This window comes from Sphingomonas sp. HMP6 (assembly GCF_013374095.1).
Lineage (GTDB): Bacteria > Pseudomonadota > Alphaproteobacteria > Sphingomonadales > Sphingomonadaceae > Sphingomonas.
This window is the reverse complement of sequence record NZ_AP022672.1, coordinates 1792762-1812672: the sequence shown is the minus strand read 5'-3', so window position 1 is coordinate 1812672 and position 19911 is coordinate 1792762. Positions and strand designations below refer to the sequence as shown.

General features: G+C 65.0%; 15 protein-coding genes. 3 read left to right on the top strand and 12 right to left on the bottom strand.

The genetic code is table 11. The annotated features are described in order from the left end of the window. Nucleotides 1-61: 61 nt before the first annotated feature. Nucleotides 62-1957: a S9 family peptidase gene (locus HMP06_RS09020; protein WP_176496791.1), complete on the top strand. Its 1896-nt coding sequence runs from the start codon at nt 62-64 to the stop codon at nt 1955-1957. A 4-nt stretch (nt 1958-1961) separates the two neighbouring features. Here the strand turns inward: HMP06_RS09020 and HMP06_RS09015 are convergent, their stop codons facing one another. The 12 genes from HMP06_RS09015 to HMP06_RS08955 all read right to left on the bottom strand — a co-directional run bounded on the left by HMP06_RS09015 (nt 1962) and on the right by HMP06_RS08955 (nt 17149). Then, entirely contained in the window at nt 1962-2981 is a 1020-nt protein-coding gene (locus HMP06_RS09015) for a cell wall hydrolase (protein ID WP_176496790.1), read from the bottom strand. 88 nt (nt 2982-3069) lie between these two features. Continuing rightward, nucleotides 3070-5910 (bottom strand): M16 family metallopeptidase, encoded by a 2841-nt coding sequence (locus tag HMP06_RS09010; protein WP_176496789.1) that lies wholly within the window; start codon nt 5908-5910, stop codon nt 3070-3072. Between the two features lie 246 nt (nt 5911-6156). Continuing rightward, entirely contained in the window at nt 6157-6354 is a 198-nt protein-coding gene (locus HMP06_RS09005; protein ID WP_176496788.1) for a hypothetical protein, read from the bottom strand. Further along, the gene (tgt, locus tag HMP06_RS09000) at nt 6354-7499 is read right to left on the bottom strand and encodes a tRNA guanosine(34) transglycosylase Tgt (RefSeq protein WP_176496787.1); all 1146 of its coding nucleotides are present in this window, start codon (nt 7497-7499) and stop codon (nt 6354-6356) included. The genes HMP06_RS09005 and tgt overlap by 1 nt, the downstream gene beginning before the upstream one ends. Before the next feature lie 48 nt (nt 7500-7547). After that, on the bottom strand, nt 7548-8231 hold the full coding sequence (locus HMP06_RS08995) for a DUF1013 domain-containing protein (RefSeq protein WP_232089934.1): 684 nt from the start codon (nt 8229-8231) through the stop codon (nt 7548-7550). A 107-nt stretch (nt 8232-8338) separates the two neighbouring features. After that, nucleotides 8339-9376: a glycosyltransferase family 4 protein gene (locus HMP06_RS08990; RefSeq protein WP_176496786.1), complete on the bottom strand. Its 1038-nt coding sequence runs from the start codon at nt 9374-9376 to the stop codon at nt 8339-8341. Between the two features lie 5 nt (nt 9377-9381). Continuing rightward, nucleotides 9382-10281, bottom strand: a complete 900-nt coding sequence (locus tag HMP06_RS08985; RefSeq protein WP_176496785.1) for a UDP-2,3-diacylglucosamine diphosphatase — start codon at nt 10279-10281, stop codon at nt 9382-9384. A gap of 429 nt (nt 10282-10710) precedes the next feature. Further along, nucleotides 10711-12402 carry an AMP-binding protein gene (locus HMP06_RS08975; RefSeq protein ID WP_176496784.1) on the bottom strand — a complete coding sequence of 564 codons (1692 nt, stop codon included), beginning with the start codon at nt 12400-12402 and terminating at the stop codon, nt 10711-10713. 38 nt (nt 12403-12440) lie between these two features. Continuing rightward, entirely contained in the window at nt 12441-12638 is a 198-nt protein-coding gene (locus HMP06_RS08970) for a hypothetical protein (protein WP_176496783.1), read from the bottom strand. Nucleotides 12639-12692: 54 nt separating this feature from the next. Beyond that, a complete protein-coding gene (locus HMP06_RS08965) occupies nt 12693-14375 on the bottom strand; it encodes a GGDEF domain-containing protein (RefSeq protein ID WP_176496782.1) in 1683 nt (560 codons plus the stop codon). 119 nt (nt 14376-14494) lie between these two features. Further along, nucleotides 14495-16825, bottom strand: coding sequence for an ATP-dependent Clp protease ATP-binding subunit ClpA (gene clpA, locus HMP06_RS08960; protein ID WP_176496781.1), 2331 nt, complete (start codon nt 16823-16825; stop codon nt 14495-14497). A 126-nt stretch (nt 16826-16951) separates the two neighbouring features. After that, nucleotides 16952-17149: a DUF1192 domain-containing protein gene (locus HMP06_RS08955; RefSeq protein WP_176496780.1), complete on the bottom strand. Its 198-nt coding sequence runs from the start codon at nt 17147-17149 to the stop codon at nt 16952-16954. An 80-nt stretch (nt 17150-17229) separates the two neighbouring features. Between HMP06_RS08955 and HMP06_RS08950 the strand changes: the two genes are divergently transcribed. Then, nucleotides 17230-18228, top strand: coding sequence for an NAD(P)H-quinone oxidoreductase (locus HMP06_RS08950; RefSeq protein WP_176496779.1), 999 nt, complete (start codon nt 17230-17232; stop codon nt 18226-18228). 145 nt (nt 18229-18373) lie between these two features. After that, complete coding sequence (locus HMP06_RS08945) at nt 18374-19726, top strand: IS1380 family transposase (RefSeq protein ID WP_176495742.1); 1353 nt, start codon at nt 18374-18376, stop codon at nt 19724-19726. The last annotated feature ends 185 nt before the right edge of the window (nt 19727-19911 follow it).

Sequence of the window (19911 nt, the reverse complement as noted above, 5' to 3'; positions counted from 1 at the left end):
GAATTGCCCCGACCCGCCACTATGCTATCCCGCTCCATCGCTTATCCGTGGAGCCTGCCCAATGCGTCTCACTCTCACCGTTGCCCTTTTGCTCTCGGCTGCCGCGGCTCCGGCGCTCGCTGCACCCGTAGTGCAATATCGTGGGCTGGTGATTGCGCCAAAAGGCGATGTGATTGCGACGATCGACGTGGATTCGAACGATCGTTCGGTGATCGCGGTCCGCTCGGTAAAGACCGGCAAGATCATCCGTGCGCTCGATCCGTGCGCAAAGTGCAGCTACACTGCGCTCGCTTTCGCGCCCGATGGCAGCCTCGCCTGGCTCGCGCGCGATCGCGCGGCGGGCACGGTCACACTGGCGGTCGATCGCGCCGGCAAGGCGCATACGGTCGCCACCGTGAGAGGCATCGCGCAGACGCCGCGCTTCTCGCCCGATGGCAAGCGCATTGCGCTCTTGGTGACGATCGGTGCAGCCAAGGAAGCGGGCGCCGCACAAGCGGGCGTGCGCCAAGTGGGCGAGATTGGCGAGAAGAGCGACGAACAGCGCCTTGCGGTATTCGCCGTGGTCGGGGCGCCCGTCGCGGCGGATGCGGTTAAGCCCGTCTCCCCGGCGGACCGCTACATCTACGAATATGACTGGACCCCCGATGGCGCCGGTTTCGTCGTCACCTCGGCACTCGGCAATGGCGATAACAATTGGTGGGTCGCGACCCTCGACGCGGTCGATGCGACGACCGGCGCGGTCCGGAACATCGCCAAGCCAAGCACCCAAATCAATGCGCCGCGTGTGTCGGCCGATGGCCGCAACGTCGCTTATATCGGCGGTCTGATGAGCGATTTCGGCGCGGTTGGCGGCGATATCTGGAGTGTGCCGTTGGCCGGTGGCGAACCCGCGAACATGACCGCCAAGGCCAATTACACCGTCACCTCGCTCGATACGACGAGCGGTGGCTTACGCGGCACGACGCTGCGCGGGGCCGATGCGACGCTGCTCACCAACGCTGCGATCGGCTGGAGCCGTCCGGCCACTTTCTCGGCGGGCGACGGCAAGGCCGCGTGGAGCGCCGATGGCAAGACCGTCGCGATGGTCGTTCAGGATTACACCCACGCCCCCGCCATCTTCGCCGGACCCGCCGCCGCACCCGTTCAGATCACCCACGACAATGACGCGGTCCGCGCGACGCTGACCGCGCGCAGCATCAATTGGAAGAATGACGGCTTCAACGTGCAGGGCTGGCTGCTCAGCCCGCTCGGCGCCGATCCGCAGAAGAAAGCGCCGATGATCACGATCGTCCATGGCGGCCCGTCGTCCGCCAGCGTACCGAGCTTCGGCGGCGGTGGCGCACAGGCTTTGCTCGACAAGGGGTATTACGTCTTCCTGCCCAATCCACGCGGCAGCTATGGCCAGGGCGAAGCCTTCACCGCCGCCAACAAGCGCGATTTCGGCGGCGGCGACCTGCGCGATATCCTGACCGGGGTCGATGCGGTCGAGAAGGTCGCGCCGATCGACGATGCGCGGCTGGGCCTGATGGGCGGCAGCTATGGCGGCTTCATGGCGATGTGGGCGAACACCCAGACCAACCGCTTCAAGGCGATCGTCGCCGGCGCCGGCCTGTCGAACTGGGTCAGCTATTACGGCACCAACGGCATCGATCAGTGGATGCTGCCATTTTTTGGCAAGACGCTGTACGAGGATCGCAAGGCGTATGAGGACGTTTCCGCGGTCAATTTCATCAAGAATGCCAAAACGCCGACCTTCATCTACGTCGGCGAACGCGACATCGAGGTTCCGCCGACCCAGTCGACCGAATATTGGCACGGCCTGAAGGACATGGGCGTGCCGACCAGCCTGGTGATCTATCCGGAGGAGGGCCACGGCATCCGCAACCCGGTCAACGCCGCCGACGTCCGCACGCGGACGCTGGCATGGTTCGATACGTATCTGGCGGAGAAGAAGTAACACCTCACCGCAGCGCCTTGCCCGAATCCTTCCACCGGTCGAGGATCTGCGAGTCGCCGGGCAGGGCGTCGGCGGCGGGCTTTGCCGCCGAGGCCAGGGGGGGCCCGCTCTGGGCATAGGAGGGCTGGATCGCGGCGGGCGGCGTGACGGGTGCCTGCGCTGCGATCAGGGTCTCCGTCGCGCCGATCCGCGCGTGCGGCCCGGGCACCGGTTCGCCCCCGGCATAGCCCTGGCGGAAGGCGGCGGGGGTGCCCCAATAGCCCTGCCAGCGATGGAAGAAATGCGCGCCGATCGCCGCCGTCATCACCAGTTTCCGGTTCCACGACGGCGTCACGGCATAGGTATGATAATGCGTCGCCATGCCGACTTCGGCCATGACCTGCCCGTTGAGCGCGGCGACCGCGACCTTCATCGCGCGCAGCCAATAGGCTTTGGACGGCGTGCCGCGGTTCATCGCCCCATCGCAGGCGAAGCTGAACTGGCACCCGGCATGCTCCGACCCCTGGAACACCACGCCGCATACGGTCGCCGGGAAAGCGGGATGCCGTGCCCGATTCAGGATCACCTGTGCAACGGCTTGCTGCCCTGCATCGGGCTCGGTCGCGGCTTCATAATAGATCGCGGTGGTCAGGCATTGCAGCGCCCGCCCACGGTCCACCGCACTCGCCCGCGCCATCGAAAAGGGCGGGGCGGGGCGGATCGAGGTATCAGGCGTCAGCACCGCGGCTTCGGGCGGCAGCGGCAGATCGGGCAGCGCGATCGTGCCCGTGGCGCCCGGCGTGTGCACCGGTGGCGCCGCTTCCTCCTCGGTCGCGTAGAAATAGGCGGCGCCGGGGAAATGATCCTGGCTCTCATATCCGACCGGCGGGGCCGCCGCGCGGCTCGCCTTGGCGCTCTGATCGACGATCGCGCGGATCGCGGCGTGCGCCGACACGCCCGCCAGCACGAGCGCGACCAGCCCCAACACGCCGAGCTTGCTCAGCCGCCGCATCTTGAACCAACCGATGATCGCGCGCGCGTCCATTGGCCGCGCATAGCCGATCCGGGCGTGCGCGGATGCTACTGAATCTGCGGCGTCTCGCGCTGAAACAGTTGATAGTTAACGTAAGTTTTTACTTCAACGCCGCACCATCCAATTTGAGCGCATCCGCCGCGATCACTTCGGCATCGGGATAGGTCTTGCGCAGCTCCGGCAGGAACAGCTTGGCGTCGCCGACCACCACGATGCTCGCCGCCGACGGATCGAGCAGCGTCGCCGCTGCCGCCTGCACCGCGGCCGGATCGACCGCCGAGACGCGCGCGGTATAGGCCCCCAGTTCGCTGAGCGGCAGGCCCTGCACGACATAGCCGCCGACCGTGCCGGCGATGCCTTCGGTCGTCTCGGTCGCGCGACCGAAATTGCCGACCAGCACGGCCTTGCGCGTTTCCAGCTCGGCGGGCGTCACCGGCTCCGCGCCGAGCCGCTTCATCTCGGCCAGGATGATCGACACCGTTTCGGGGGCGCTGGGGTTCTTGGTCGAGGTCCGCCCGCTGATCGTGCCGGGCAAGCGGCCCGCCTGGACCGAGCTGCCCGCGCCGTAGGCAAGGCCACGCTTGATGCGGATTTCCTGGTTCAGGCGCGACGAGAAGCCCCCGCCCAGAACCGTGTTGGCGACCGCGGCCGGATAGAATTGCGCATCGCTCCGCGCGATGCCCGGACGGGCGACCACCACGCCGGCTTGGCCCGCGCCCGGCATGTCGACGACGATCACGCGCGGTTTGGGATAGCTCATCTGGCGGTCGTCCTCGCGGACCAGCATGTCCGCGACCTTCCAATCTGCGAAGTTGCGCTCAGCCAGCGCACGGGCAGCGGGGACCGTCACGTCACCGACCAGGACCAGCGTGGTCTTGGACGGGCGCCAAGTGCGTTGATATGTCGCCCGAATGTCGGCCGGCGTGATCGCCTTGAGCGAGGTCGGCGTGCCCGACAGCGGGTGGCCATAGGGCAGATCGCCCAGCGCAGCGCGCGCGGCGACGAGAGCCGCCAACTGGCTCGGGTTCTTGATCGCCACCTGCACCCCGTCGATCGTCTGCGCCCGCGCGCGTTCGATCTCGTCGGGCGCGAATACCGGATTGCGCGCGACATCGGCCAGGATCGCCAGCGCAGGTGCCGCCTGATCGGCCTTGACCGTTACACCGACACTCGATCCGTCGAAGCTCGCATCGCTCGAAATCGATCCGCCCAGCGTCTCGATCTGGCGCGCGATTTCGGTCGCAGAGCGCGTCTTCGTGCCCTTGGTCATCAAATCGGCGGTGAGGTTGCCGACGCCCGCGCGCTCGGCCGGGTCGGTCGCGCCGCCGCCCTGCGCCGTCAGCAGCGCAGTCAGCAGCGGTAGATCGTGCTTTTCGACCACGACGACGCGCAAGCCGTTGGCCAATGTGAACTCGTTGGTGACGGGCGCGCTCGCGGCAATGGCGGGGCCAGCCGGCGGCGGCGCGACGCGTTCAGCTTCGCTCGCCGGGGTGACGATCTCGACCTTGCCCGGAGCGACCAGCTGCTTGGTCACGACCGAGCCCTCGACCTCGATCCGGTCGTTCTGCGGTGCGACGACGGTCTTGTCCTCGGGCAGATAATGGATCGTGGCCGAGCGCTGGTCGCGCAGATATTTGGCGGCGACGCGCTGCACGTCGGCGGCGGTCACCCGGCCGATTGCGGCAAGCTGCCGGTCGGCGGCGCGCGGATCGCGGTCGATGATCACCGAAGACGCGATGGTGCGGCCCTTGCCCTCGGCGGTTTCGCGCCCGCGAAGCGCACTGGTGAGGATTTCGTTCTTCGCCTCGGCCAGTTCGGCTGCCGTGACCGATTTGGTCCGCACCCGCGCGATCTCGCGGCGCAGGGCAGCCTCGCCCGCGTCCGCACTCTTGCCGCTCGCCATGATCGCGATGACGGCGAGATTGCCGGGGCCTTGCTTAGTATCGAGATAGGTCTCGGCGCTTTGCGCAAGCTGATCGCGGTACACCAGGCTCTCGTACAGCCGCGAACTTTCCCCCTGCGACAGGACGGCGTTGAGCACCGACAGCGCAGCGCTGTCGGGATGGCTGTCGGCCGGGATCGGATAGCTGATCAGCACTGCAGGCAATGGCGTATTGGCTTCGCGCACGACGTAATGCGTCGCGGTGGTCCGCTCAGGCTCGGTCACCGTCACGCGCGGGATCGATGCGGTCGGGCGCTTGATCTTGGCAAAATATTGATCGACCCAGCCGTCGAGCTTGGCCGCATCGAAATTGCCCGACACCACCACGATCGCATTGTCAGGCCGGTAATAGGTGGCGTGGAAGGCGCGAACGTCGTCGATCTGCGCGCTTTGCAGATCGTCGAGGCTCCCGATCCCGCCGCGCGCATAGGGGTGTTTCGTATACGAAATCGCGGGGAAATAGAGCGAGAACAGCTTGCCGTAAGGCCGGGCGTTGGTGTTCTGGCGCAGCTCTTCCTTCACCACGTCGCGCTCCGAGGCGAAGCTCTTCGGCTCGACCACGAGCGCGGCCATGCGGTCGGCCTCGGCGAACAGCAGGCGCTGCAGATGGTTGGCCGGGATCGTCTCGTGATATTCGGTATAATCGTCATTGGTCGAGGCGTTGTTGTTGCCGCCGACATCCTCGGTCAGGCGGTCCATCTGTTCGGACACAAGGTTGCGCGTCGCCTTGAACATGAGATGCTCGAACATGTGCGCGAAGCCCGATCGGCCGGCCGGATCGTCCTTCGATCCGACATCGTACCACACTTGCACCGACACGTTGGGCGTCGAGGTATCGCGGATCGCATAGACCCGCAGCCCGTTGGCGAGCGTGCGTTCGGTAAAGGCGATCGGCTTGATTGCGGGCGCGGTGGGGCGGGCCTTTGGCGCAGTCTTCGCATTGGCGGCGAGCGGCAGCAGGGCGGCGCCCAGCAAGAGGGCGGCACGGAAAAGGCGCATGGAGGACTCCGGACGGAGGAAATCGGATGAGTCCAGTGTGTCGCGCTCAGGTGCGCCGTGTCAATCGGATAGGACACGGGGCGTTCTCGGTACAGCGCCGCTGATCCCGTTCGCCCTGAGCCTGTCGAAGGGCTGCGTGCATCACGTCCGGCACTATTTGTGGCACGGAGGGCTTCGACAAGCTCAGCCCGAACGGATTTGCTCAGTACTAATTGCGTAAGACGCTGCCGGTGAAGCAGCCGACGGCTATTTCTTTCGCCCGCGCCCCGCGTAGAGCAATGCCGCCGCTAAGGCAGCCGATCCGACGCCGACGCCGATCGCGATCGGCACCACCGGCCAATTCTCCTGGGCTCTCGCGCCAGCGGCGACGGCTGCTTCGGCGGCATCGCGGACGCGCTTGTGCTCGCGCGCGGCGGCTTCGATCTCGTTGATTTTTTCGGCCATCACTCTCTCTCGTTCCGGCTCTTATACGCCTCCCGGAACGCGTCCGCGAAGGTGGTGAGCCTTCCCGCAACAATGGCATCGCGCAGATCGGCCATCAAGGCCTGATAGAAATAGAGATTATGTTCTGTCATCAGCATTGCGCCAAGCAGCTCGCCCGCACGGTCGAGGTGATGAAGGTAGGCGCGCGACCAGGTGGCGCATACCGGGCAGGCGCAGGCCGGATCGAGCGGACCCTCATCCTCGGCGAACTTGGCGTTGCGGATGTTGATCGGGCCGTTGCGCGTGAACGCCTGACCGGTCCGGCCCGAGCGGGTGGGCAGCACGCAATCGAACATGTCGATCCCGCGTTCGACTGCACCGACGATGTCGTCGGGCTTGCCCACGCCCATCAAATAGCGCGGCTTGTCTGCCGGCAATTGCCCGGGCGCGAAATCGAGGCAGCCGAACATCGCCTCCTGCCCCTCGCCGACCGCGAGGCCCCCGACGGCATAGCCATCGAAGCCGATGTCGATCAGCGCCGCCGCACTGTCGCCGCGGAGCGTCCGGTCGAGCGCGCCTTGCTGGATGCCGAAGATCGCGGCGTTCTCGGCATGTGCACCGCCACTATCAAACGCGTCGCGCGACCGCTTCGCCCAGCGCATCGAGCGCGCCATCGCCGCCGCCTGAACCTCGGGCGTGGAGGTGGTCGGCACCAGCTCGTCGAACGCCATCACGATGTCCGATCCGAGCAGTCGCTGGATCTCGATCGAGCGCTCGGGGCTGAGCGTGTGGCGCGACCCGTCGATGTGCGACTTGAAGGTGACGCCGTTCTCGTCGCGCTTGGTCAGGTCGCTGAGGCTCATCACCTGATAGCCGCCGCTGTCGGTCAGGATCGGGCGATCCCACCCCATGAAGCCGTGCAGCCCGCCAAGCCGCGCCATCCGCTCGGCCCCTGGGCGTAGCATCAGATGGTAGGTGTTGCCGAGGATGATGTCGGCACCCGACGCGCGCACATCGGCGGGCTTCATGCCCTTGACCGTGCCGACCGTGCCGACCGGCATGAAGGCGGGCGTGCGGATGATGCCACGCCGCATCGCAATCTCGCCGGTGCGGGCGGGACCGTCGGTCGCGTGGATGGTGAAGGCGATGCGGGGATTTTCGTTCATTGTATTTCCTCCCCTCCCTTCCAGGGAGGGGAGGGCGTCAGTCCGAAATCACCGCTTGAACAGCGTCTCTGCGGTCGGCTCGGCGGGTGCGCCCGGAAGCTCGCCATTCTCGGCGGCTTCGGCATCGCGTGCCAGTTGCAGGCGCTGTGCGCGCAGTTCCGTGATGAGCGCCTCGCGATCGCCCTCGAGCCGCGTGTCGACGGGCGCTTCGAGGCCCGCCGCCTTCGCTGCCTTGGCGACTGCGGCGTCAAGCTCGCGCTGCGTCGTAAGGCCGAGCGTGACCGGGTCCTTCGGCGTGATGTTGGCGATGTTCCAATGGCTGCGATCCCGGATCGCGGCGATCGTGGTGCGCGTCGTGCCGATCAGATTGCTGATCGCGCCGTCGGTGATTTCCGAGTGATTTCGGATGATCCAGGCAATGCCGTCGGGCTTGTCAGAACGCTTCGACACGGGCGTGTAGCGCGGGCCCTTGGTCCGGCGGACCTGCTCGGGTCCTTTCAGGATCTGCAGGCGATAATCGGGATCGGCCTGACCCTTGTCGATTTCGTCCTGCGTCAGTTCGTGCGCGCGGATCGGGTCGCGCCCGGTCAGCTTGGTCGCTGCGGTGTCATCGGCAATTGCCTGGATTTCCAGGATGTGCAGCCCGCAAAACTCGGCAATCTGTTCGAAGCTGAGCGCGGTATTGTCGACGAGCCACGATGCGGTCGCATGCGGCATGAGCGGCTGGGCCACGGGAAACTCCTTCAGAAACGGAAAGGGCCGCCCCTCTCGGAGCGGCCACTGTGCTGGCGTCAGGTGTAGTGCGGTTGCGCGACGAGGGCAAGCGCGGGTTGGGGGCGCTAAGCGGCAATCGCCTCGGGATGATCGACGGGCACCAGCGCACCCAGGAATTGCCGCGCGCTTGCCTCCCAGGTGAAGGTCTGGCCGTAAGCGGCGCAGGCGGCGCGGTTGCGGGTGAGCGCTGTCGCGATCGCAACGGCGAGGTCCTCATCCATGGCGCCGACCGTGCCGTTCAGCACATCGACCGGCCCGGTTACCGGGAATGCCGCGACCGGCGTGCCGCACGCCAGCGCCTCGATCATCACCAGCCCGAACGTGTCGGTCCGGCTCGGGAAAACAAAGACAGCCGCCGCCACATAGGCTGCGGCGAGCTCGTCCCCAAACAGCGGCCCGAGGAAATGCGCATCGGGGAAGCGCGCGGTCAGCGCGGCGCGCGCTGGCCCGTCACCGACGATCACCTTGGTGCCTGGATGGGTCGCATTAAGGAAGGCCTCGATATTCTTCTCGATCGCGACGCGGCCGACATAGAGTTGGATCGGCCCTTTGCCCGCCGCTTTCAGCGCGGCGATGGCGGGGTGGGGGGAGAGATCGGGCGAGAAGGTAGAAAGATCGACGCCGCGGCCCCAATGTCGGATCCGCGTCAGGTCATGCGACTTGAGCGTCGCGGCGATCGACGGGGTCGAGGCGAGGATCGATTGCGCGGGCCAGTGGAACCAGCGGATGTAGCGCCATACCCATTCCGGGTTCACGCCGGTGCGCGCCGATACGTAATCAGGGAATTGCGTGTGATAGGCGGTGGTGAAGGGAAACCCCCGGGTCAGGCACCAGCGCCGCGCGGCGAGGCACACCGGCCCTTCGGTTGCGAGATGGATCGCATTCGGGGCGAAATCGGCGAGCATCTTGCCGACGCTTGCGGTGCTGGCGAAGGCCAGGCGAATTTCCGGATAGGTCGGGCACGGCACTGAATAAAATTGGTCGGGCGATACGATCAGAACGTCGTGCCCTTGGCGTTCGAGTTCCGCGCGCACGGCCTGCAACGTGCGCACCACCCCGTTCACCTGGGGGCTCCACGCATCTGTGGCGATCGCGATGCGCACCCCGGTCAGGCCGCCATCATCTCGATCTTCGCCATCGGCCGGGACGCATCCCGCGCGGCGATTTCGTCGGCCCAGTGGAGCAATTCCATGCGACCGTCGAAATGTTCGACCAGGGCGGTGCAACCCTCCACCCAGTCGCCGTCGTTATAATATTCGATCCCGTCAATATCGCGGAACTCGGCGGTGTGGATGTGCCCGCACACCACGCCGTCGACCCCGCGCGCGCCAGCGGCCTGCGCCACGATTTCCTCGTAATTCGAAATGAACTGCACCGCGTTCTTAACCTTGGCCTTGGCGTGCTTCGACAGCGACCAATAAGGCAGGTTGAAAGTGCGTCGGTACGCGTTCACCCAGCGGTTCAGACCCATCATGAATTCATACGCCACATCCCCGACATGCGCCAGCCAACGATGCGCAAGCGTGATCGCGTCGAATTCATCGCCGTGCAGTACCAGCAGGCGCCGACCGTCCGCGGTTTCGTGGATCGCTTTGTGCCGGATCGCGACCCCACCGAAGTCGAGCCCGGTGAACTGCCGCATCACTTCGTCGTGATTGCCGGGAATGTAGATCACCTCGGTCCCGCGCTTGGCGCGCTTGAGCAGGCGCCACACCACGTCGTTGTGCGCGACGGGCCAGTAGAATTTCTTCTTCAGCCGCCACCCGTCGATGATGTCGCCAACCAGATACATCCGCTCGCTATCGACATGGTCGAGAAAGTCGATCAGCATCTCGGCATTGCAGCCGCGCGTGCCAAGATGAATGTCGGAAATCCAGATCGTGCGGTACCGACGCCGTTCGGTCGTGGCGCGTTCGGGGATGACGGGCTGCGAATTGGCGAAATCGCCGAAATCGGCGATCGTGGCGCCGGCAAGTCCCGTCAGATCGATCTTGGTTACTGCATTCATCGCGACACCCCGAAGTCGTTGAATGCTTCGAGGCTATGGCCGCAGATTGTTACAATCGGAATCGTTGGCCTTCACGCAAGTGTCACATCGGATGTGTTCGGCTGCTTAGCCACCCGCGCCTGCCATGCGGTCACCGCGGGATAATGCCGCAGCGCGAAGACACCGTCTTCGGTCACATGCGTGTAGGCGTAAAACGCGATGTCGGCGACGGTGAAGCGACCGGCGCCAGAAAGGCCGTTTTACGAGGTGCGCGTCCATGAGCGCGGGTGCCGCTTCGCCCGGCGCTTGTTTGGCGAAATTTGCGCAAGCTGCGGGTCGCTCACCCGCTCCTCGCCCACAAACGCCTGCCAGAAGCGCAGCGTGGTGAGGGGAGGCGGATTTTGTAGCAATTCCCCGACTGCGCATGTTCATGCAGGATCAAGTCGGACGTCAGACATTCGCCTCCGCCATCACCTCGGCGATCAAATCCTTGCGGCTCAACTTGCCAATCATTGTTTTCGGCATGGTCAGGCGGATCACCACCTCGTCGACGCGTTCGTGCCGTCCTAGTTGCGGGTTGAGCCAGTCGCGCAGCTCCGCACTCGTCACGCTCGCGCCGTCATTGAGCGTGACATAGCCGCGCGGCTGCTCGCCGCGATAGGCATCGGGCAGGCCGATCACCATCGCCTCCTTCACCGCCGGGTGGCGATGGAGTAGCGCCTCGATCTGGCTCGGGAAGACCTTGAAGCCCGAGACCGAAAGCATGTCCTTCAACCGATCGACGATCTTGACGAAGCCGTCCGCATCGATCGTCCCGACATCGCCGGTCCGCAGCCAGCGGCCCGCGGCGTTGGTCACGAATACCTCGGCATCGGTATCGGCGCGGTCCCAATAGCCCTTCATGATCTGCGGGCCCATCGCGACGATCTCGCCGGGTTCGCCTGCGGGCGGATCCTGCGTCGGGTCGGCTTTGTCGACCAAGCGGAGATAGGTACCGGGGATCGGCTGGCCGATCGTGCCGGTCTTTCCTTCCTGCTGATACGGATTGGCGGACAACACGCCCGAACTCTCCGACAGGCCGTACCCCTCGACCACGGTCGCGCCGGTCACGCTTTCGAACTTTGCCTTCAATTCGGCCGCGAGCGGGGCACCCCCCGAAATACACACCCGCAGCGAGGAGAAATCGGTCGAACCGATCTTAGGGTGATCAAGCAGCGCCTGGTACATGGTCGGCACGCCGGGCAGCGCGGTCGCCTTGGTCCGATCGATCGCGGCGAGCACCGCGCCGGCCTCGAAGCGCGGCAGCATCACGATGCAGCCGCCGTTCAGCACAGTGCGGTTGAGGACGCAGGTGTTGGCGAAGACGTGGAACAGCGGCAGCACGCCGAGGATGCGGTCGGGCTTGCCCGGCTCGGGGTCGATCGCCATGACCTGGCGCGCATTGGCCGAAAGATTCTGATGCGTCAGCATGGCGCCCTTCGGCGTGCCGGTGGTACCGCCGGTATATTGGATCAGCGCAACGTCGCGGTCAGGGTCAATGGTTGCTTGCGGGTGCGCCGCGTCGTTGGCGATCAGTTTCGAAAAGGCCATGATGCGCGGGTCATGCGGGCGGGGGGTGACCTCCTTGCGCTTGAACAGGCGATACAGGATCGACTTTGACGTCGGCAGCGCACCCGCGATCGATCCAACGATCAGGCGTTCGAGCGTGCTGCCGTCGAGCACTTTGAGTGCTGTCGGCAACAGCGCAGTCGCCGACAGCGTAAACAGCAGTTTGGTCCCCGAATCGGCGACTTGATGCTCGAGCTCGGCGACGGTGTAGAGCGGCGAGAAGTTCACCACCGTCGCGCCGATTTTCAGGATGCCGTAATAGGCCGCCAGATAGTGCGGGACGTTGGGCAGGAACAGGCCGATCCGGTCGCCCGGTCCATAGCCCAGCGCGGTCAGTCCTGCGGCAACGCGATTGGCACCATCTTGGGTATCTGCAAAGCTGTAGCGGCGCCCGAGGAAGTCGATCAGTGGCGCCTTGCCCATCCGCGCGCAGGAATCATCGAACAAATCGACCATCGATTGCGGCGGAAACGCGCTGTCCCACGGGTTGGGGTGACGATAGGATGTGCGCCAAATGGCCTCGGGAGAGTTCATTGACACAGGTGTAAGCAAGCAATCGCTTGCTCGCAAGGCTAGCGAATGTGTTCGCCGGTCCAAGTGACGAGAACCGACACCGCGACCAGGCCTAGATCGAGTGCTGCCATGACCTGATGCGGCGTGGGATCCGATGCGTCATGAGTCAGGATGCGGATATCGGCGCTCGGGTGGCGCGCGACCGCTACCATCGCGAGCAATGCGAACATTCCGATCATGATCCGACGATTACGCATGAGCGTTTCCTAACACAATTCTTGTATCGTGAATCGCCGTGCCGGGCAAGACCGTTACGCAGCCAGCCGGTCCGGCAGGGAGCGACCGCGCGCCCGGTCCCGCCCGGCACTTTTCGCCTCGAACAGCGCACGATCGGCACAGGCGTAGAGCGCTTTCCAGTCGGTTTCGCGCAGCAATGGCCCGCGACACGTGCCGATGCTGGCGGTGACGGCGACATCATAGGGCATACGACCGCCGCGCAGCCGGGCGAGAATTTCACTGGGTTCGGCCGCCACCGCGCTGGGCAAGACAATGGCAAATTCCTCGCCCCCGATCCGCGCGACAAGTGCCTCGGGTGGCAGTGCCTGGCGCAGCGTGCGGGCGAACACGCGCAGCACTTCGTCGCCGCCGTCATGACCGATCGTTTCGTTCACCCGCTTGAAATGGTCGAGATCGGCGATCATCAGAATTTGCTCGCCGTCGCGGCCGATCGCTTGCGTCAGGAAAGCGCGGCGGTTGAGCAAGCCGGTCAGCGGATCGATATCGGCGAGCAAACGGGCAGCAATCTCGCCGTCGCGTGCCTCGTCCCGCTCCGCGCTCAACAGGCGCAGGCGGTAGGCGATGGCGAGGCTGGACAACAGCGCCTCCAGCGACATCGACAGAATGGTCGAATTGTCGAGCCAGAAGCTGCTCCCGATCAGATTGATCGAATTGGCGACCCGCAAAGAGGCTAAGCCGATCGGTGCTGCCCATGCGACGGCGAACAGCCACAGATAGTTGCTCCGCAATTTCCAGGCGCGCCACAGGATCGGCGGGATCACCGCGATTTGCCCGACGAAGGCCCAGCAGTAGAGCGTGTCGAACAGATGCACGTCATATTGCGCAAACAGAACATAAGCGAGCGTCGCGGCCAGCATTGTGGCCGACGTTACAACCGCGATTCGACCGAACCGTCCGGAGAACACGCGCGGTTCGAAAAAGGCGCGGGCGAAGGCGAACGCCGCGATTGAGGAGAGGCCGAGGGTTAGATAATTGAGGCGGATGCGATCGGTATTGGCGATCGCCGGCCAAGCCCAGGCAAGCGCGCCCGAGGTCGAGAAAGCGTACATCAGGAGGCCGGCCACCATCGCGCAATAGGCAAGCTGAAAGCGGTGCCGAAGTGCTGTCCACACCGCAAAATTATAGCATAGCAGGGTGATGCACAGGCCGGCGAAGCCCGCATAGATTGCGCTCATTGCCAGATTGAAGCGTTCGCTCTCGGCCGGAGTCGCGATCCGCGGTTCGCGCACGATAGCGCGCAAATTGGGCGAGCCTTCGACATGCCAAAGCAGCCGCACGAGTGGAGCCGGCCGCGCTGGAAGGGGTTGTTCTAGGATCGCGCCGAGCACAATGTGCCGGCTTGCCGCATGATCATCGATGGCCTCCGCAAGGACTGCACCATCTGCATATTGCGCATAAAGCGTCACTCGCTGCTGCCACACGCTCATCGAGCGGATGCGGAGCGGCCCGGAGCGCGAGACAGGTCCGCTGCGCACCCAGAAATTGCCCGGTCCCAGGCTGGTCTGCCGCGAGCTGCAATCGAACCGCGCCTGGCCGGCCAGCAGCGCGGCTGGCGTCATTCCCGGCTCCGCACGGGCGACGCAGAGCGAAACCGGCTCCCCGACAAAATCGATTTGCGCCTGTGCCGGGCGCGCCGTCAAGGCACCGATCCCCGCGATCAGAACGGCTAAGATATTGGAAAAAAGGGCTCGGTGCATATCGCGTCATAGCCCGCCGTTTCCCAATAGATGGTAAACACCGTGCCCGGTCCGTAACCGACCGCCAAACGCACGATGGGCCCGACGCTGTCGCACCGGGCCCATCCGAGAAGGTGATTCTACTTGGCTGAGGTCGTGTCCTTGTCGATCTTGGCCGACGCGCCCTTTTTCTTGGGCTTCTTGGGCGGGGCGGGCGTGATTTCGAAGGACAGGGCGCCCTCCTTCATCTTCACCGTCACCTCGCCGCCATGGACGAGCTTGCCGAACAGCAACTCCTCGGCGAGCGGCTGCTTGATCTTCTCCTGGATCAGGCGGCCCATCGGTCGTGCGCCGTAGAGCTTGTCATAGCCCTTGGTGGTGAGCCACGCCTTCGATTCGTCGTCGAGATTGATGTGGACGTTGCGGTCCGCCAGCTGCAATTCGAGCTGGAGGATGAACTTGTCGACCACGCGCGCGACCACTTCGGTCGGTAGATAACCGAACGGCACGATCGCATCCAAGCGGTTGCGGAACTCGGGCGTGAACATCTTCTGGACCGCTTGCTCATCCTCGCCCTCGCGGGTGAGGTTGCCGAAGCCCAAGGTCTCGCGCGCCATATCGGACGCGCCCGCGTTGGTCGTCATGATCAGGATGACGTTGCGGAAATCGACCGTCTTGCCGTGCTGGTCGGTCAGCCGCCCGTTGTCCATTACCTGCAGCAGGATGTTGAACAGGTCGGGATGCGCCTTCTCGATCTCGTCGAGCAACAGCACCGAATGCGGCTGCTGATCGATCGCGTCGGTAAGCAGACCGCCCTGGTCAAACCCGACATAGCCCGGAGGCGCGCCGATCAGCCGCGAGACCGAATGCCGCTCCATATATTCCGACATGTCGAAGCGCTGGAGCGGAATGCCCATGATGTGGGCAAGCTGCTTGGCGACTTCGGTCTTGCCGACGCCGGTCGGCCCGGTGAACAGATAATTGCCGATCGGCTTCTCCGGATCGCGCAAGCCCGCGCGGCTGAGCTTGATCGCCGAGGCGAGCTTCTCGATCGCGGCATTCTGCCCGAAAACGACGCGCTTGAGATCCGTTTCGAGCGATTCGAGCGCCTTGGTGTCGTCGGTCGAGACCGATTTCGGCGGGATGCGCGCCATCGTGGCGATGACCTGCTCGATCTCACGCGTGGTAATCGTCTTCTTACGCTTGGCGAGCGGCACCAGCATCTGCATCGCGCCGACCTCGTCGATCACGTCGATCGCCTTGTCCGGCAGCTTGCGGTCATTGATGTAGCGCGACGACAGCTCGACTGCGGCCTTGATCGCGTCGGGGGTGTATTTCACCTTGTGGTGATCCTCGAACGCCGAGCGCAGACCCGTGAGGATCTTGATCGTGTCCTCGATCGTCGGTTCGTTCACGTCGATCTTCTGGAAGCGCCGCAGAAGTGCGCGGTCCTTCTCGAAATGGTTGCGGAATTCCTTGTACGTGGTCGAGCCGATGCAGCGGATCGTCCCGCCCGACAGCGCGGGCTTGAGCAAGTTCGAGGCGTCCATCGCCCCGCCGCTGGTCGCGCCGGCACCGATCACGGTGTGGATCTCGTCGATGAACAGGATCGCGTCGGGCATCTTTTCGAGCTCGGTCACGACGGCCTTGAGCCGCTCCTCGAAGTCACCGCGATACCGCGTGCCCGCCAGCAACGCGCCCATGTCGAGCGAGTAGATGACGGCGGGCAGCAGCACTTCGGGCACGTTGCCTTCGACGATCTTGCGCGCAAGGCCCTCGGCGATCGCGGTCTTGCCGACGCCGGGATCGCCGACATACAGCGGGTTGTTCTTCGATCGGCGGCACAGGATCTGAACGGTCCGATCGACCTCGGGGCCGCGGCCGATCAGCGGGTCGACCTTGCCCTTCTTGGCCTTCTCGTTGAGATCGACGCAGAATTGCTTGAGCGCGCTCTCGCTCTTGCCCTTCTCGCCGACCTTTTGCGGCTTCTCTTCCTCCGCACCCTTGGGCGCCGCGGCTTCGGGTCCGGCACCGCCCTTGCCGACGCCGTGGCTGATAAAGCTGACCGCGTCGAGGCGGCTCATGTCCTGCTGCTGCAGGAAATAAACGGCGTAGCTCTCGCGCTCGCTGAACAAAGCGACCAGCACGTTGGCGCCGGTCACTTCATCGCGGCCCGACGATTGGACGTGGAGGATGGCGCGCTGGACCACACGCTGGAACCCGCTGGTGGGGGAGGGGTCGGTGGCCGCGTCGACCTTCAGCGCCTCAAGCTCGGTATCGAGATAATGGCGGACCGTCGTGGTCAACTCGGCGGTATCGACGCCGCACGATTCCATCACTTTCGACGCATGTTCATCATCGATCAGCGCGAACAGCAGATGTTCGAGTGTCGCATATTCGTGGCGGCGCGAGGAGGCCGCTTCGAGCGCCTTGTGAAGCGTGGTTTCCAGCGCAGAGGCGAAGGATGGCATCGGTTCTTTACTCCATGCGGGTCGCTGGGGACGCGCGACCCTTTGCGCCTATGTCGGAAGCCAAGTCCGGTGTGACAAGCACTTGAAAACCGCATCCGGATTTCCTGTCTCCCGGATGCACCCTCGTCATGACTTGAACAGATCGTGCGCAGACGCGCGGTGCGTTACGGCGGTCTGCATTTTTCGGCGGGTTCGCGCGATTTCGCCTTCGAGCGCCGCGATCCGCGCGTCCAGTTCCTTGACCGACAACGGGTCGAGGTCCTGCGCGATCAGCGCAGCGAGCGGATCGCCCGCATTTTTCGGGAGAAACTCGTCGAGGTCCATGGACACGATCGTTGACCCGACGCGGCCCCATGTCAATAAGGCGCCGTACGTAGTGACAGGTAAAACGAGGCGCGCGACCGATGGACGGAATAGCCAAAACGATGCGCGCGATCGATCCCGCGGCCCCCGGTGGACCGGAGGTGCTGTGCGTGGTCGATCGGCCGGTGCCGGTGCCCGGCCCTGGCGAAGTGCTGATCCGTGTGGCGGCGGCGGGGGTCAACCGGCCCGACGTGCTGCAGCGCAAGGGCGGCTACGCCCCGCCGCCGGGCGCGCCGTCGATCCCGGGACTGGAAGTCGCCGGCACGGTCGTTGCGCAGCATGACGATCTGGCGATCGACATGACCGGGCAGCCGGTGTGCGCCCTGCTCGGCGGCGGCGGCTATGCCGAATATGTCGCGGTGGCGGCGGGACAGGTGCTGCCGGTGCCCGAGGCGCTGTCGATGATCGAGGCGGCGGCCATTCCCGAGACCTTGTTCACCGTGTGGACCAATTTGTTCGAACGCGCCTACGCGACCGAGGGCGATACCGTGCTGGTGCATGGCGGCACCAGCGGGATCGGTACGATGGCGATTGCCTTGGGCACGATCTTCGGGCTGCGCGTGATCGTAACGGCGGGATCGGACGAGAAGTGCGCGGCGTCGCGCGGCCTGGGCGCGGCGCATGCGATCAATTACAAGACCGAGGATTTCGTGGCGCGGGTGGCGGAGATCACCGACGGGAAGGGCTGCGCGGCGGTGCTCGACATGGTCGGCGGGGACTATGTGCCGCGCAATTTGCAGTGTCTGGCCGATGACGGGCGGCACGTGTCGATCGCGGTGCAGGGCGGGCTGATGGCGACGATCCCGATCTTCGAGGTGATGCGCCGGCGGCTCACGCTGACCGGATCGACGCTGCGGCCAAGGGACGCCGCGTTCAAATCGATGGTCGCCGACGAGTTGCACCGGATGGTGTGGCCGCATGTCGAGGCCGGGCGGTTGAAGCCGGCGATCGACCGCACCTACCCGCTGGAGGAAGCCCCCGCCGCGCATGCGCGGATGGAGGCGGGCGATCATGTCGGGAAGATCGTGCTGACGCTGTAGGTTAGCGCGGAAGGTTAGGCTAACCCGGATTATTCATCGGGAGCGATAATCGGTGGTGGCGATCGTGGTCTAAGTCTTTGGTTTGGAGTAGAGAAAGGGTGCTTACGCCATCCCTCTGCTCCAGACAGAAAGTGCCACGACCGCCATGGCCGACGATAGTGGGTTCTCCTTCACCTTCCCAGCCATTCGTGGTCGAAAAATCACCGCCGCGTTCGACGGCGGTCGGCTGACGTCGGACGGCGGCGTGCTACTGCTCGCACAGGCCGAGCGGCGGTTGGGGATCGCGGATCGGCTCGCCGCCTGCATCGCTGATCCGCGCGATCAGGGTCGGGTGATCCACCGGGTCGCCGACATCTTGCGCGCCCGCATGCTCGCGATCTCGTGTGGGTATGAAGACGCCAATGATCTCGACGCCCTGCGGCATGATCCAGGGTTCAAGCTGGCGCTCGGCAAACTGCCGGGTGATCCGTTCGGGCTGGCCAGCCAGCCGACGATGAGCCGGTGGGAAAACGCGCCGACTACGCGCGAGTTGATCCGTCTGACCGGTACGCTGGTCGACCTTTATTGCGCGAGCTACCCCGTGCCACCTGCGGCGGTGACGCTCGACATCGATGATACCGTCGACGTCGTACACGGCGCGCAGCAGCTCTCTTTCTGGAACGGCCACTACGGCGAGCGCTGCTTCCTGCCGATCCATGTCTACGACACCGCTACCGGGCGGCCGGTTGCGATGCTGCTGCGCACCGGCAAAACGCCGTCGGGCAAGGAAGTCGCCGGCCATGTTCGCCGGCTCGTGCGACGTATCCGTCGCCACTGGCCCGATACCCGGATCACGCTGCGCGGCGATGGTCATTACGGTCGGCCAGAGCCGATGGCCTGGTGCGAGGCGAACGGAATCGACTACATCTTCGGGCTGCCCGGCAACCGCACGCTCCACGCCGATCCCGTCATCGTTCGGGAAGGCGATGCCTGCGCGACCGACCGGGCATTGCAGGGACTGGTCGAACTAAGGCGTTACGCAGAGACGCGCTACGCTGCGAAAACCTGGGGGAATACCGAACGTCGCGTCGTTGCTCGCATCGAGGCGAGCAGCCTCGGCCTCGACATCCGCCTCGTTGTCACCTCGCTTGCCGAGGGCAGCGCTGAACGGATCTATGACACGCTTTACTGCGCCCGCGGCCAGGCGGAAAACTTGATCAAGCTGCATAAAACGCAGCTGAAGAGCGACCGAACCTCCTGCTGCTCGGCCAACGCCAATCAGATGCGGCTCATCCTTCACACCGCCGCCTACTGGCTGATGTGGGCCGTGCGGCACGCTATGCCCGCAACCGCCACGCTCCGCACCGCCGAGTTCGCGACCATCCGCCTGCGGCTGCTCAAGGTCGCCGCGCGCGTCGTCGAAACCACCAGCCGCATCCGCATCGCCTTCGCAAGCGCCTGTCCCGATGCCGCGCTGTTCCGATCCATCGCGCTCAACTTGCGCACCACGGGACCATGATCGATGCGGCAGTGGCCGCCAAACGAACCCCGCCCATCAACTCCGCCCCAAACTGTGAACCCGCGATGAGACAGGCGCTTGGGACCCATGCGCCCTGCCTGCGGCTACACGACGCCTGCGCTGACCCATCGGCTGAGAAACGCTGCCGGTGAATAGATCAGGCTAAGGTTAGGCGTAAACCGGTT

Bases quoted from the DNA above. Each gene is read 5' to 3' on its own strand.
- HMP06_RS09020 (WP_176496791.1), top strand. From the start codon at position 62: ATGCGTCTCACTCTCACCGTTGCCCTTTTGCTCTCGGCTGCCGCGGCT.
- HMP06_RS08965 (WP_176496782.1), bottom strand. From the start codon at position 14,375: ATGCACCGAGCCCTTTTTTCCAATATCTTAGCCGTTCTGATCGCGGGG.
- HMP06_RS09005 (WP_176496788.1), bottom strand. From the start codon at position 6,354: ATGGCCGAAAAAATCAACGAGATCGAAGCCGCCGCGCGCGAGCACAAG.
- HMP06_RS08955 (WP_176496780.1), bottom strand. From the start codon at position 17,149: ATGGACCTCGACGAGTTTCTCCCGAAAAATGCGGGCGATCCGCTCGCT.
- tgt (WP_176496787.1), bottom strand. From the start codon at position 7,499: ATGAACGAAAATCCCCGCATCGCCTTCACCATCCACGCGACCGACGGT.
- HMP06_RS08945 (WP_176495742.1), top strand. From the start codon at position 18,374: ATGGCCGACGATAGTGGGTTCTCCTTCACCTTCCCAGCCATTCGTGGT.
- clpA (WP_176496781.1), bottom strand. From the start codon at position 16,825: ATGCCATCCTTCGCCTCTGCGCTGGAAACCACGCTTCACAAGGCGCTC.
- HMP06_RS08950 (WP_176496779.1), top strand. From the start codon at position 17,230: ATGGACGGAATAGCCAAAACGATGCGCGCGATCGATCCCGCGGCCCCC.
- HMP06_RS08975 (WP_176496784.1), bottom strand. From the start codon at position 12,402: ATGAACTCTCCCGAGGCCATTTGGCGCACATCCTATCGTCACCCCAAC.
- HMP06_RS08985 (WP_176496785.1), bottom strand. From the start codon at position 10,281: ATGAATGCAGTAACCAAGATCGATCTGACGGGACTTGCCGGCGCCACG.
- HMP06_RS08970 (WP_176496783.1), bottom strand. From the start codon at position 12,638: ATGCGTAATCGTCGGATCATGATCGGAATGTTCGCATTGCTCGCGATG.
- HMP06_RS09010 (WP_176496789.1), bottom strand. From the start codon at position 5,910: ATGCGCCTTTTCCGTGCCGCCCTCTTGCTGGGCGCCGCCCTGCTGCCG.
- HMP06_RS09015 (WP_176496790.1), bottom strand. From the start codon at position 2,981: ATGGACGCGCGCGCGATCATCGGTTGGTTCAAGATGCGGCGGCTGAGC.